Raw genomic sequence first — 14,044 nt, 5'->3', positions numbered from 1 at the left:
CTCCCAAGGAGAAAAACTATCTTCGCAGCACCGCGCTCAGCACATCCCTGACGCCGATGGCGCCGACGAAGCGTGACTGGTCGTCGAACAGCGCCACCGGTGCGGTCTGCGAGCGATGCATGGCCAGCATCACGGTTTTCAGCGACGTGCCGGGATTGGCCCAGAATACCTGCGCCGTCTCCTCCGGCTGGGCTTCGACATCGGCGCAGGACACCCATACCGCCGGCTTGCCGTCGCGCTCGGCCGCCGCCACCAGCCCGTGTTCGTCGATCTTGAAACGCGTCGTCTTGCGCCGGTCGAGCCACACCCAGCCGTTCTCGCCGTGCTCGAGGTCGCGGCGGTCGCGCATGACGTTCCAGGCGGTCAGCACCGAGAGCGGGTTCACATTGGCGATGAAGTCGCGGACATAGTCGTTGGCAGGCCGCAGCACGATGTCTTCCGGCGCACCGGTCTGCACGATGCGCCCACCTTCCATGATGGTGATATGGGTGCCGATCTTCAGCGCCTCCTCGAGGTCATGGCTGACGAAGATGATGGTCTTCTTCAGCTCGGCCTGGAGCTGCAGCAACTCGTCCTGCAGCTTGGTCCGGATCAGCGGATCGAGCGCCGAGAACGGCTCGTCCATCAACAGGATCGGCGCCTCGGTGGCAAAGGCGCGCGCCAGGCCGACGCGCTGCTGCATGCCGCCCGAAAGCTCATGCGCGTATTTCTTCGACCACTGGTCGAGATGAACCAGCTTCAGTTGCCTGTTCACCCGCTCCTTGCGCTCGGCTTCGGGTACGCCCGCGAGTTCGAGGCCGAGGCCGACATTTTCCTCCACCGTGCGCCAGGGCAGCAGGCCGAACTGCTGGAACACCATTGCGACCTGTTTCTGCCGCAGCCGCCGAAGCGTCGCCTCGTCACAGGTGACGACGTCGACGGTGCCGTCGCCGTCCTTGACCAGCACCTGACCGCGCGAGACGACGTTCAGCCGGTTGACGGCTCTGAGCAGCGTCGATTTGCCGGAGCCGGAAAGCCCCATCAGCACCGAGATCTCGCCCTCGTTCACGGTGAGGCTGGCGCCGGCGCAGCCCAGCACGTTGCCCGTCTGTTCGAGGATCTCGGCGCGGGTGGCGCCGCTGTCGATCAGCGCCAGCGAGCCTGCCTGGTCGGCGCCGAAGACGATGTCGACATTTCTGAAATCGACGGCGACTGTCATTTCTTGCCTCCCACGCCGATGCGCGTCATTCGGTCGAGCACGATGGCGAGCACGACGATGGCCAACCCTGCCTCAAGCCCGAGGTCGATCCTGCGCGAACCGAGCGCCCGGTTGATTTCTGTACCGAGCCCGCCGGCGCCGATCAGGGCGGCGAACACCACCATCGACAGCGACAGCATGATCGACTGGGTCAGCCCGGCCATGATGGTCGGCAGCGCCGAAGGCAGCTCGACCTTCCACAGCAGCTGGCGCTTGGTGGCGCCGAAAGCCTCGCCCGCCTCGACGATCGATTTCGGCACCGAGGTGACACCGAGATGGGTGAGCCGAACCGAGGTCGGGATGACGAAGATGATGGTGACGATCAGGCCGGGCGCGTTGCCGAGGCCGAACAGGGTCAGCACCGGGATCAGGTAGACGAAGGTCGGCAGCGTCTGCATCAGGTCGAGCACCGGCAGCATGACGCGGTAGACCTTCGGCTTGTGCGCGGCCCAGATGCCGAGCGGCACCCCGATGGCCATCGAGACGGCGGCGGCGGCAACGACCAGCACCAGCGTTTCCACCGTCTGCTTCCACAGATTCTGGTTGAGGATGAACAGCAATCCGACGAACACCGCCAGGGCGAGGCCCTTCGAGCGTTGCAGGAAATAGGCGAGCAAAGCGATCAGGGCGATCAGCAGAACCGGCGGCAGCAACAGCAACCCATCGACGATGCCGTCGAGCAGGAAGTTGAGGCTGTTGGAAAAAGCCCTGAAGACGGTGTCGAAATTGTCGGTGAGAAAGCCGAAAAACGCCTTCCCCCAGGCACCAATGGGAATTTTGTAACTGACCAGGAATTTGGAGATCGGATCCATCTAGCCCCTCTTCTGCCGGCGCCGTCCTTTGCGGGACGGTCATCTTGTCACAGGATATGAAAAAGGGCAGCCATTTCTACCGTGGCTGCCCCTTGTCTCGTCATGCCAGATGGTCGGGTCAGCTTCCGAGCGCTGTTTTCACCGCAGCCGCCGCATCGCCGCCGTCGAAGGTGGTGACGCCGGCGATCCAGGGAGCGACCGCGTCCGGGTGCTTCTTCAGCCAGTCGGTCGCGACCGTATTGGCGTCGCCGCCCTTCAGGATCGCGTCCATCATCTCGCCTTCCATGTCCAGGTTGAACTTCAGGTTGGCGATGAACTTGCCGGCATTGGGGCATTCGCTCATGTAGCCCTTGCGCACATTGGTATGCACGGTGGCAGCGCCAAAGCCGCTATCGCCCATCCCCTCGAGATAGGTGATCTTCATGGCGCCCATCACCGGATGCGGCGTCCAGCCGAGGAAGGCGATCCATTCATTGTTCTTCATCGACTGCTCGGCCTGGGTGAGCATGCCGGCCTCGGAAGATTCGACCAGTTCGAAGCCTTCGAGATTGGTCTTCGGATCCTTGATCATATCGAGGATGATGCGGTTGCCGTCATTGCCGGCCTCGATACCGTAGATCTTGCCGTCGAACTTGTCCTTGAACTTGCCGAGATCGGTCAGCGTCTTGACACCGGCATCGGCGACATAGGTCGGGACGACGATGCCGTAGCCGGCACCGCTGAGGTTTTCGCTGACGGTCTCGACCGAGCCTTCGGCGGTATAGTCCTTGATGTCGTTGGTCATCGACGGCATCCAGTTTCCAAGAAACACGTCGAGGTCTTTGTTCTTCAGGGATGCATAGGTCACCGGCACCGAAAGCTGGATCACCTGCGGCTCGTAGCCGAGCGCCGTGAGCAGCACCGAGGCGACGCCGGTGGTCGCCTGGATGTCGGTCCAGCCGACATCGGACAGCCGCACCGTCTTGCAGCTTTCCGGATCGCCGGCGAAGGCCCCAGTCGTGGATAGAAAAGCCGCCAGGCCGAGGCCGGCGACGAATGAACTCATACGCGACATGAAAATTCTCCCATTTCAGTTCTCGGTGAAGCGAAGCGACGGTTTTATCTCCGCCTTGTCACGCCAGCCAAACATCATTCTGCTGCGGTTTCAAGCACTAAGGCAATCACGAACAACGGCGCGGGCTGGCCGATCAGCGACACGCCCGCCGCTTTCCGGATGGAAGTCGCCTTTTCCCGGTGGAATGTAGGCTCTCCCCCTCCCCGCTTTGTTGCAACTCGGCTTAAAAGGACGGCATGGCCAAGCTGTACTTCCATTATGCGACGATGAATGCCGGCAAGACGACGATGCTGTTGCAGGCCTCGTACAATTACCGCGAGCGCGGCATGACGACGATGCTGTTCATCGCCGGCCACTACCGCAAGGGCGATACCGGGCTGATCTCGTCGCGCATTGGCCTGGAGACGGAAGCCGAGATGTTCCGGGACGGCGACGATCTGTTTGCCCGGGTCGCCGAGCATCACGACCACGCCACGGTCCATTGCGTCTTCGTCGACGAGGCGCAATTCCTAGAAGAGGAGCAAGTCTGGCAACTCGCCCGCATCGCCGACCGGCTCAACATCCCTGTCATGTGCTACGGCCTGCGCACCGATTTCCAGGGCAAGCTGTTTTCCGGCTCGCGCGCCCTGCTGGCGATCGCCGACGACCTGCGCGAGGTGCGCACCATCTGCCGTTGCGGCCGCAAGGCGACGATGGTGGTGCGCCTCGGCGCTGACGGCAAGGTGGCGAAACAGGGCGAACAGGTGGCGATCGGCAAGGATGTCTATGTCTCGCTCTGCCGCCGCCATTGGGAAGAAGAAATGGGCCGCGCCGTGCCCGACGATTTCATCGGCTTCACCAAAACCTGACCAGCGCTATTTGTTTCATCCGGCCTTGACTTGGCGCACGCCGAACAGCTTGAAACAGCAATCGTTTCCGCCATCATGCGGCGTTTGTTAAGCGTGCCGCCTATTTTGATCCGCAGCCAGAGCCGTCGGGGAGTTCTCATGCTTCGAGCCATTTCGTCTGCCGCTGCTTTCCTCATCGCCGGCGCTCTTGCCGCGCATGCCGACGGCGATGCTGCTCTCGGCAAGAAAGTCTTCAACAGATGCATGGCCTGTCACGAGGCAACGAGCGACCGCGACAAGGTCGGCCCGCATCTGCTGGGTGTCGTCGGCCGCACCGCCGGCACCGCGGACAGTTATCTCAGCCGCTACTCGCAGGGGATGAAGGACGCCGGCGCCACCGGCCTGGTCTGGGACGAAGCAAACCTTGCCGAATACCTGCGCGCGCCGCGGCAGAAGGTCCCCGGCAACAAAATGGCCTTCTCCGGCCTGACCAGCGACGACGACATCGCCAACGTCATCGCCTACCTCAAGGCCGATCCCAAGCCCTGAGCGTCGCTCCCGAGCACGGTTGAAGCGGTGTCTGACCGGACGGCAGTTACACCGTAATCATTGCCTGACTATCCTGCGGTCGGCCTCCTGAAATTCTTTTGTTTTCCTGTAATCCCATGTCTTCCGTCTTTCATTCGCCAAACCCGGCACATATATTCGCGGCGGTTTGCGAAACGAAACCGATGCCGAAGCGGGAGGCCCCAATGGCGACATTGCAGAATTTCGATGCCGAGATTGCCAAGACCAAGCAGGTCGTGGAGGACATGCGCACCAAGATCGAGCAGTCCGGTACCGTGCTCGACACGCTCGCCACCGCCGACAAGAAGATCGGGGACGCCAATTTCGACATCGAGAATGCCCGCATCGAGGATGTGCTGAAGCAGCAGAAGGTGATGGAAGGCAATATCGCCGACCTGATCATCGGCCTCGAGGACGCCACCAACGTCTTCGGCGCCGAATTCGAGAGCATGAAGAACTACACCGGCTGGGAAAATTTCGTCGGTGTCTTCTCCAGCCAGCGTAAGCAGCGCCTGCGCACCGACCGCGTCCGCAACATGTCGCTGGCCGGCAATTTGCAGGAGCTGCTGGCGAAATCCGACACCATTGTCGGCATCCTCAAGGCGCAGAAGCAGGTTCTCGACACCCGCTACAAGACCTCCGAGGCCAGCCTGTCGCAGGTGATCGAGCGCCGCAAGACCACCATGTCCAATCTCGAGACCGTGCAGAAGCGCATCGAGGAGCTCAACCCGATGCTGCTCGACATCGAGAACAAGATCGCCGCCTCGACCAGCCAGAAGGAGCGCACGCAGCTTGAAGGCGAACGCTCGAAACTGGCCACGGAATACAACGAGAAGCAGGCCAAGGAGCAGGAATTGCTGGCCGAAAGCCAGACGCTGGAGCGCTACACCTCGATGTTCCAGACCTTTGTCGATTCGCTCAACAACCAGATCGCGGCGCAATCGACGCTGATCAACAAACTGACCATCGATACCGAGCAGCGCATCGTGCTCTACAAGGCGCTGGAAGATTCGCTGAAGACCGCCGCCCAGCAGGATGTCGCCCACAAGATCAACACGCTGGGCAGCCAGGTCGACAACACCGCCGAAGAGACCATGGCCGGCATCGGTGCCGCCTCGCAAAAGCACATTGGCGATCTGCTTGAAATGCATGAGAAGAACATGGTCGCCACCGCCGACATCCAGCGCCGCAAGAAGCTCGCCGACGATGCCTTCGCCCGCCGCTTCGACGATGTGATGAAGAAGCACAATTCGGCAAATTACGTGCAGTCGTAATTGCTGCACGTGCACTGCTCCCAAGGGCTGGCAGCATGACCCCCGAAAACGAAGCGGCGGCGCGCTATTTCTCAGCGATCGCGGCGGCACTTGGCGGCCTCGAAGTATTCATGCGCGACGATCGCTCGCCGCTCTACCGGCACGGCATCGTTGCCAAGGTCGTCGCCGAATATATCGCGCGGCTCGACAAGTCGTTCTCGTGCTGGCGCAACCGGCTGGGCTTCACCGAGACATTCCGCATCTCGCGCGCCGAAAGCGGTTTCCCGGTCTTCCAGAACCTGCTGGAGCTGGAAAACGACCGGCTCCAGGCCGATGCGCGCCTCGCCAATCTCCCGCTGGCCGACGAGCTGCGCGAGGAAATGGCGGACTTCATCCTGCGCCACAAGGAATTCCCCGAAGCGCTGCAGAAGTCGATGGCCGAGCGGCTTTACCTCGAGGACGTCAAGAGCGAGACCACCTTCGGCCCGTTCACCCTGGCCCAGACGGTCAAGGTGTCGGTCAATCCGAAGACGTTGCGGCCCTATTATCTGGTCCACTGGGCCTGCTTCGACGGCAGCGCCAACCTGCCGCTTGTCTATATGGTGACGGTCGAGGATTCCTCGGACGACATGATCCGGCAACTTGTCGACTCCAGTGGCAAACTTAATGAGAGGGTCGACATTCCGCTGCCGGTCGACGGCTTGCTCAATCCCGAGCTTGCCCACCGTTTCGACGATTTCACCGAGAAGAATTCCGCCTACGCGCTGTCGCCGGCGACCATCGCGGTCAACCTCGACAAGGATTTCGAGCCGCTGCATCCCAAGCAGCTGCGTCGCGTCGTGCTCGGCCCGTTCTATTCTGCAGGGATTACCGACAACAATTCGACGGTGAGCGAAGTGCTGGCCAAGGTGCGCAAGCCGGAAAACGCCTGGCTGCTGACCTGGACCATCCAGGAGGTCTTTTCCAAGGCCGAAAAGCCAGGCCGCAAGGGGCTGTTTTCGAGCGAAAAGACGACGCAGGAATTCTTCATCAATACCGACGATCTCGAGGCCGCGCGGCAAGGCGTGTCGAGCTATGAGAACCATGCGCTGATCCCGCACGAGGCTTATCAGGCGCTCTATGCCGCCGGCGAGGCGCAGAAGATCTTTTCCGGCTACAAGGTCCACATCCTGTCCAAAGGGCAGGTCATCAGCGACGTCTGACCGTCAAATCGCGGAGCATCCTCCATGGACACCGGCCTGACCACCATCCCGGAAGCGGCAATTGAAAAGCACCGTGCCACTGCGCAAAGTTTCATCACTCGCATCGTCGTGCTGGAAGACCCATCGCGCGAGTCCGGCACCGCGCTTGCCGGTACCAACCGCCGCTTCGTCTCCACCGTCTCGGTCGGCTCGGTTCGCCGCACACACGAGGTCGAGCTCGCCAAAACCGTCGCCGCCGTCCATTCCGACGACCAGTTGCTGACCATCCCGCAGCACACGTTGTTGTTTCGCGCCCGGCGCGGCACAGCGATAGCGCTGGCCATATCGGATGTCTTCGCCGAGGGCTCGGACCTCGAAAGCCTGCAGGCGAAAAATGCCCGCGCGCCGCTCGAAGGCGATGAAGCTGCCACCTTCAAGAAGCTGCTGTCGGCCTCTGCCTACATCTCCGCCTTCAGCCTTGCCTCCTATCTGTTCCAGCTGATCGACAGCGACGGCGAGGCGCCGAACGACACGCCCGAGCCGGACTTTCTGTTCGACACGCCACAGGATGCGGTGAAGTCGATCGTAGCCGGGCTCGACAGGGCGATAGCAGGTTCGAAGGACGATGCCGACCTGATGACCCGCGCCCGCGCCTTTGCCCGCGTCGCCATCGACGGGCTGTTGGCGCGAAAGAGCCGCTTCGACGGCATCGGCCCGTTCGAGAACGCGCATATCCGCATCGACGTCGACGATTTCACCCTTGACGGTTTCGACGTCGCGCCGGGTAAGCGGGCAAAGCCGCTGGTGATGACGTTCAAGAAGCCCGAAGAGGTCGTCGGCAACCACATCGCCAAATACCAGTCGGTCAAGCTTGCCAAGATGCTGATGGCGTACGATTTCGAGCGTGAGCTGAACCCATTCGTCGAGCTCGGCGGCTTCCTGTTCACCTTTATCGGCGATGGCGCGCCCGGCACCGGCAAGACAACGTTGATCCAGATGATCGCCGGCCTTCTCAATGGTTATTGCCAGGTCGCCGGCTATCCCTTCGCCTACGAGAATTTCGGCGTCGACCAGATCTCGTCCTACCAGGGCAAGTCCGGCCAGAACTGCCGCCAGTTCATCAACAATGTGCTGAACCCACGCGTCATCGGCTTCGGCACCATCGACGATATCGACCAGGTCGCCGCACGCCGCTCAGACGACCGCGCCTCCGCCGGCCAGCAGGAAATCACCGGCGTGCTTATGGACGCCTTTGGAGGTGCGGCGACCGTGGTGCGCGGCAACTGCTCGTTCGGCATGTTTTCCAACTATCCCGAAAACGTCGACGACGCGCTACGGCAGCGCGCCGGCGCCCGCTGGCTGGTCGACGGCCCGCAGAGCCGCGACGACTACATTGACATCTTCGTCCTGCTCGCCGGCAAGAACCACAAGATCCCGCTCGGCGACCACAAGCTTTATGCGGCGCAAGAGATCCAGCGCGCGGTGATGGAAGCTTACGAGGAGCATGAGAAGCCGCAGGAAGACGGGTTGATGAAGGTCTATGAGCGCTACATGAAGGAGAACGGCGCGCCAAAGACGATGGCCGACATCGGCACCTATCTGCATATGATCAAGGATGCCGAGCCGCGCTTTACCGGCCGCGCCATCAAGAACGTCACCGACGCCATCAAGATGCGCGCCATGGACATCGAATTGCCGGACGAGTGGTTCGAAAAGCCGGACGCCTTCATGCACAAGGGTTACGACGACAAGAAAGCGATGATCGAGGAACTGCGCGGACCATTCTCGATGGACATGGTCATGCAGGAGATCAACCGCTACGCGGACTCCGAATTCCGCTACTCCGACAAGTCCGACGATGCGGCGGTGACCAAGATGGTCCGCGACACCCGTCTGCGGGAGCGTGCGGTGCGCGAGATCGAGGAGATGAAGAAGAAAGGGCTGTGGAATGCGTGATCTTCCTTCTCGCCGGATAACACTGTTTCCGGTGCGATGCATAAGCTCCCACAGCAACGCTGAAAGACGTGGCTCAAACGCTGACGCCCCCCTCTCCCCGTTCTTCACGGGGAGAGGGTAAGGGTGAGGGGCAGCGCATGCGTGGGCCAGAAATAGACACAACCAAGCGCGCAAGTCGCCTGCGTCAATCCGACAACGATGCAGAAACCGCGCTCTGGATGGAGTTGCGCGACCGCAGGCTGAACGGCCATAAATTCGTACGGCAATTGCCGATAGGCTCTTACTTCGTCGATTTCGCCTGCAGAGACTGCCAGCTCGTCGTCGAAGTCGATGGCAGTCAGCATGTCGGCAGCCAATATGATCGAATCCGGGATCGCTTCATTGTCTCCGATGGCTGGTCCATCCTTCGCTTTTGGAATGTAGACGTATTGAAGGAGCGGGAAGCCGTCCTTGAAACAGTAGTGGCTGCGATTGAAGGGCGCCTCGAACGCCATATCGAAACGCATGATCTTCGATTTGTCGCCGCCAAAGGCTATGGAGAGACATGTCCTTGACCGTTTGCGCTGCCCCTCACCCTTACCCTCTCCCCGTGAAGAACGGGGAGAGGGGGGCGTCAGCGTTGGAGCTCGGTCACCCAGCGCAAGATCGGTTGGGACTACGCGCATGAGCCCCGCCAAGAAGCCCGATCTGTTGCGCGACAACGAGCTGATCTACGGCCGGCTGCTGACGATCGACGAGCCGCATCTGATCCAGCGCTACAACAAGGCGATGGTCGCGTTCGGCTTGAAACCGACCAAATTGAAAAGCTTCGAGATCGACCGCACCGGCTTTTCGCCGCAGGTCGCCGAGGAATGCGGCGACTACAGCTACCTCGATCCGAACGAGGTCAACCGCCGCTTCATCATCCTGACGCCGTCGCAGGTCGACCTGCCGGTGGTGCACACGGCTTTTTCCAACACCTCGCTGCTGATGTACGAATTCATGTCCAAGAACCAGCGTGCCATCGATGCGCTGACGATCAAGGACGTCATCTATGGCGAGATCGAGGATTCGGTCCCCAAGGTCGACGACATCGAGGACCTGCTGTCGATCAACCAGGTCGAATTCAAGGTGCTGTCGGCGGAGGACGTGCTCGGCAAGGCCGCCGAACTCGGCAAGCTGGTCGACCGGCTGAAGCAGGAGCCGGATGCCTGGCGTGACAACGCCATGCTGGCCCACATGGTCGAACTGGCGAAGATCTGCGGCGACATCCGAGAGAATGCGCTGGTGCCGGACCAGGTGATCTTCCGCCACAACGCCTATTGGACCAGCCATTTCGGCGGGCTCTATGTGTTTGTCGATCCCGACGTGACGACGGTGATCAGCGACCCGGCAGCGCCGGGCTTTCGCCGCTCGCGGCCATGGCAGGTGAGTTACCTTTCGATCCACGACGCCGACAAGGTATTCAAGTTCCTCGCCTCGACCGGCCGCATCGAGCTGCCGCGCGCCTCATGGATCGAAACCTCCGGTTATCTCGAGCATCGCGCCGAAATGGTGGTGCGCGCGCTGATCCGCGACGCCGATCCCGACCGCAATCTGACCGACGTCGACAAGGTCTGGCTGCAGACCTGGATCCACGGCCATACCGATCTGATTACCAGGGACGGCAATTTTCCCTTCCTCAACGCCGCCAAGCGCGAGATCGCCCAGCTCGGCCATCTCAAGATCGAGGACGTGTTCCCGCAGCAGCGCTTCCTGGTCATCCGCGCCAAGCCGGACCATCCCGACGCCTGGCTGACCAACCAGCTGATCTCGGACTTCGTGCCGCAGGACTTCGTCTCGCGTTACGTCTTCAACAAGCCGGGCTTCTACAGGGATTATGAAGGCTTCAGCGACGCCTGGAGATCGCATGTTGTGGACGTTCTGAAAACCACATATCTGAAGGACAAGGTGGCGTTTCGCACACGCCTCTACGGCTTGACTGACTGAGGGGGTGATATCGCCATGCTTGATCCGATCGTGAGTTTCTTCACCCGGATTTTCCAGTGGATTGGCCGCGGCATCGGCTTGGTCGTCGGTGCGATCCTGTGGCCGTTCCTGTGGGCGGGGCGCTGGTACACGCAACGCGGCTGGATACTGAAGGCGGTGCTCGGCCTGGCTGTGCTCGTGCTGATCGGCCTCTATGTCAATTTCTTCTACGCCACCCAGTGGTGGAACAATTTCGACCCGAATTACGTCGACAAATACACGTTCGAAAAACGCAACAGCTCCGCCGGTGAACAGGTTTCCGCCGGCGCCGGCACCGACACGGCCAAGACCTGCGGAAATTCAGCCATTGCCCAGGTTGCGGCCGACCTGACCGACTTCAACGTCAACCAGAATGCCTGGGTGTCGTCGATGATCCTCTACAAGCTCGGCCTGTTCGGCATCGACTGGGACCACACGCCGTTCATGGACAACAAGGCTTCGTTCCAGCGCGGCATCAACCAGGCGGTGCGGCGCACGGCGACCGAGCTTGCCGATAATCTCGGCCGCGTCCGCACCACCTCGCAGATCGACGCCGACCTGCAGGACGCCCGCGGCAATCTGCAGTTCGATGAGGAAACCTGGTATTTCGGCTTGAATCCGTTCGGCCCCAAGACGCCGACGCCGAGCTACTATCGCGACGCGGTTCGCAAGCTGCGTTCCTTCAACGCCCGCCTCGCAGCCTGCCAGGCGACGTTCGATGCCCGCGCCGACAATCTCAAGCAGTATATCGACCGCATCTCGTCCGATATCGGCTCGACCTCGGCGATCCTCAAGGAGCGTGCCGAAAACCACAATAATGGCTGGTTCGACACCCGCGCCGACGACCGCTTCTGGTTCGCCTATGGCCAGCTCTATGCCTATTACGGGCTGATGAAAGGCGCACAGGCCGACTTCGAGGACGTCATCAAGGAAAAGCACCTGCAGAACCTGTGGGATACGATGGACGCGCAATTCGTCTCGGCGCTGCGCATCCAGCCCTTCATCATCGCCAATGGCCGCGAGGACGGCTGGCTGTTGCCGACACATCTGACGACGATGGGCTTTTACATACTCAGGGTGCGCTCGAACATGGTCGAGATCAGCAACGTGCTGACCCAGTAGCGGATCGTTCCGCACAGCCGGCGCTGGTGAATTTGCGCCGTTGCTTCTGTCGCTTTTCGCGTATTAGGCGGCTGTTTTGAGACGGCGGAACCGCGCCTGCTCTGGCTTCTATACGGCGCTGCAACCGGCGCAAAAAAGAACCTGTAGCAGAGCGGCCGGCGGCAGAGGTATTTTCTTCGCAGGAAACATAGTTGCATGAAAGTTGACGCCGCGGCAGCGACAGGGGTAGAACATGCTCGCGCCTGCAATGCCGGGCTGTTCTTGCGACCACACTAGTCAAATCCGTCCAATCCAGAGGGAAGCCGTCATGGCCGAAGTGAAGTCCGACATCGAGATCGCGCGCGGCGCCAGGAAGAAGCAGATCCAGGAGATCGGCCAGAAGATCGGCATTCCGAGCGAACATCTTCTGCCCTACGGCCACGACAAGGCGAAGATCTCGGCCGAGTTCATCAAGTCGGTGAAGGGCAACAAGGACGGCAAGCTGATCCTCGTCACCGCCATCAACCCGACACCGGCCGGCGAAGGCAAGACGACGACGACGGTGGGCTTGGGCGATGGTCTCAACCGCATCGGCAAGAAGGCCATCGTCTGCATCCGCGAGGCTTCGCTCGGACCGAATTTCGGCGTCAAGGGCGGTGCCGCCGGCGGCGGCTACGCGCAGGTCGTGCCGATGGAGGACATGAACCTCCACTTCACCGGTGATTTCCATGCCATCACCACCGCCCATAACTTGCTGTCGGCGCTGATCGACAACCACATCTATTGGGGCAACGAGCTCGGCATCGACACCCGCCGCGTCGTCTGGCGCCGTGTCATGGACATGAACGACCGGTCGCTGCGCGAGATCATCTGTTCGCTCGGCGGCGTCGCCAACGGTTTCCCGCGCGAGGCCGGTTTCGACATCACAGTCGCCTCGGAAGTCATGGCCATCCTGTGCCTGTCGACCGACCTGAAGGACCTGGAAAAGCGCCTCGGCGACATCATCGTCGCCTATCGCCGCGACAAGTCGGCCGTCTATGCCCGCGACCTCAAGGCCGACGGCGCGATGGCCGTACTCTTGAAGGACGCCATGCAGCCCAATCTCGTGCAGACGCTGGAGAACAACCCGGCTTTCGTCCATGGCGGCCCCTTCGCCAACATAGCACATGGCTGCAACTCCGTCGTTGCCACCACGACGGCGCTGAAGCTTGCCGATTACGTCGTCACCGAAGCCGGTTTCGGCGCCGATCTCGGTGCCGAAAAGTTCTTCGACATCAAATGCCGCAAGGCCGGCCTTAGGCCGGCAGCGGCGGTCATCGTCGCCACGGTTCGCGCCATGAAGATGAATGGCGGCGTCAAGAAGGAGGACCTAGGCAAGGAGAACGTCGAGGCGGTCAAGAAGGGCTGCGCCAATCTCGGCCGCCATATCGAGAACATCCGCCAGTTCGGTGTGCCGGCCGTGGTCGCCATCAACCATTTCTACTCCGACACCGACGCAGAGATCCAGGCGATGAAGGACTATGTCGCCTCGATGGGCGAAGAGGCGATCCTGTGCAAGCACTGGGCTCAGGGATCGGCCGGCATCGAGGAACTGGCCAAAAGAGTCGTGGCGTTGGCCGAATCCGGCGCGTCGCAATTTGCCCCGCTGTATCCCGACGCCATGCCGCTGTTCGAGAAGATCAACACCATCGTCCAGCGCATCTATCGCGGTTCCGAAGCGATCGCCGACAAGTCGGTGCGCGACCAGCTCCACGCCTGGGAGCACGCCGGCTACGGTCATTTGCCGGTCTGCATGGCCAAGACGCAATATTCCTTCTCCACCGATCCGAATCTGCGCGGCGCGCCGACGGGCCACACCGTGCCGGTGCGTGAGGTCAGGCTGTCCGCCGGCGCCGGCTTCGTCGTCATCATCTGCGGCGAGGTGATGACAATGCCCGGCCTGCCCAAAGCGCCATCCTCGGAAAAGATCTTCCTGAACGAAATAGGCCAGATCGAAGGCCTGTTCTAGGGATAATCAACGTTCGAACGGCAAAGGCGCCGCAACGCTGCGGCGCCCTTTTTGCGTCTTCG

12 protein-coding genes are annotated in these 14,044 nt (G+C 61.3%); 9 read left to right on the top strand and 3 right to left on the bottom strand.

The window, feature by feature from the left end; genetic code table 11:
• Positions 1 to 16: 16 nt before the first annotated feature.
• From choV to NKI19_RS02050, 3 genes are all read right to left on the bottom strand, one after another.
• Positions 17 to 1,198 carry a choline ABC transporter ATP-binding protein gene (gene choV / locus NKI19_RS02060; protein WP_352466810.1) on the bottom strand — a complete coding sequence of 394 codons (1,182 nt, stop codon included), beginning with the start codon at positions 1,196 to 1,198 and terminating at the stop codon, positions 17 to 19.
• Positions 1,195 to 2,049, bottom strand: a complete 855-nt coding sequence (choW, locus tag NKI19_RS02055; RefSeq protein WP_352488974.1) for a choline ABC transporter permease subunit — start codon at positions 2,047 to 2,049, stop codon at positions 1,195 to 1,197. Before choW ends, choV begins: the two co-directional genes overlap by 4 nt.
• Before the next feature lie 118 nt (positions 2,050 to 2,167).
• Positions 2,168 to 3,103, bottom strand: coding sequence for a choline ABC transporter substrate-binding protein (locus tag NKI19_RS02050; RefSeq protein WP_352488973.1), 936 nt, complete (start codon positions 3,101 to 3,103; stop codon positions 2,168 to 2,170).
• A 236-nt stretch (positions 3,104 to 3,339) separates the two neighbouring features.
• Between NKI19_RS02050 and NKI19_RS02045 the strand changes: the two genes are divergently transcribed.
• From NKI19_RS02045 to NKI19_RS02005, 9 genes are all read left to right on the top strand, one after another.
• Entirely contained in the window at positions 3,340 to 3,951 is a 612-nt protein-coding gene (locus tag NKI19_RS02045) for a thymidine kinase (RefSeq protein ID WP_352466807.1), read from the top strand.
• A 138-nt stretch (positions 3,952 to 4,089) separates the two neighbouring features.
• Positions 4,090 to 4,479, top strand: coding sequence for a c-type cytochrome (locus NKI19_RS02040; RefSeq protein ID WP_352488972.1), 390 nt, complete (start codon positions 4,090 to 4,092; stop codon positions 4,477 to 4,479).
• Between the two features lie 203 nt (positions 4,480 to 4,682).
• Positions 4,683 to 5,771, top strand: coding sequence for a hypothetical protein (locus tag NKI19_RS02035; protein WP_352450536.1), 1,089 nt, complete (start codon positions 4,683 to 4,685; stop codon positions 5,769 to 5,771).
• A 35-nt stretch (positions 5,772 to 5,806) separates the two neighbouring features.
• Positions 5,807 to 6,952: a hypothetical protein gene (locus NKI19_RS02030; protein ID WP_352565770.1), complete on the top strand. Its 1,146-nt coding sequence runs from the start codon at positions 5,807 to 5,809 to the stop codon at positions 6,950 to 6,952.
• A gap of 24 nt (positions 6,953 to 6,976) precedes the next feature.
• Entirely contained in the window at positions 6,977 to 8,887 is a 1,911-nt protein-coding gene (locus tag NKI19_RS02025) for an AAA family ATPase (RefSeq protein WP_352488970.1), read from the top strand.
• A 137-nt stretch (positions 8,888 to 9,024) separates the two neighbouring features.
• Positions 9,025 to 9,441, top strand: coding sequence for an endonuclease domain-containing protein (locus tag NKI19_RS02020; RefSeq protein WP_352488969.1), 417 nt, complete (start codon positions 9,025 to 9,027; stop codon positions 9,439 to 9,441).
• A gap of 109 nt (positions 9,442 to 9,550) precedes the next feature.
• Positions 9,551 to 10,855, top strand: a complete 1,305-nt coding sequence (locus NKI19_RS02015) for a DUF6638 family protein (protein WP_352488968.1) — start codon at positions 9,551 to 9,553, stop codon at positions 10,853 to 10,855.
• A 15-nt stretch (positions 10,856 to 10,870) separates the two neighbouring features.
• Positions 10,871 to 11,995, top strand: a complete 1,125-nt coding sequence (locus NKI19_RS02010; protein WP_352488967.1) for a DUF2333 family protein — start codon at positions 10,871 to 10,873, stop codon at positions 11,993 to 11,995.
• 307 nt (positions 11,996 to 12,302) lie between these two features.
• The gene (locus NKI19_RS02005) at positions 12,303 to 13,982 is read left to right on the top strand and encodes a formate--tetrahydrofolate ligase (protein ID WP_352488966.1); all 1,680 of its coding nucleotides are present in this window, start codon (positions 12,303 to 12,305) and stop codon (positions 13,980 to 13,982) included.
• Positions 13,983 to 14,044: the final 62 nt, after the last annotated feature.

It is taken from the genome of Mesorhizobium sp. M0751 (assembly GCF_040320265.1).
Classification (GTDB): Bacteria; Pseudomonadota; Alphaproteobacteria; order Rhizobiales; family Rhizobiaceae; genus Mesorhizobium.
The sequence above is the reverse complement of the archived record's forward strand: the minus strand, read 5'-3'. Positions and strand labels throughout refer to the sequence as shown.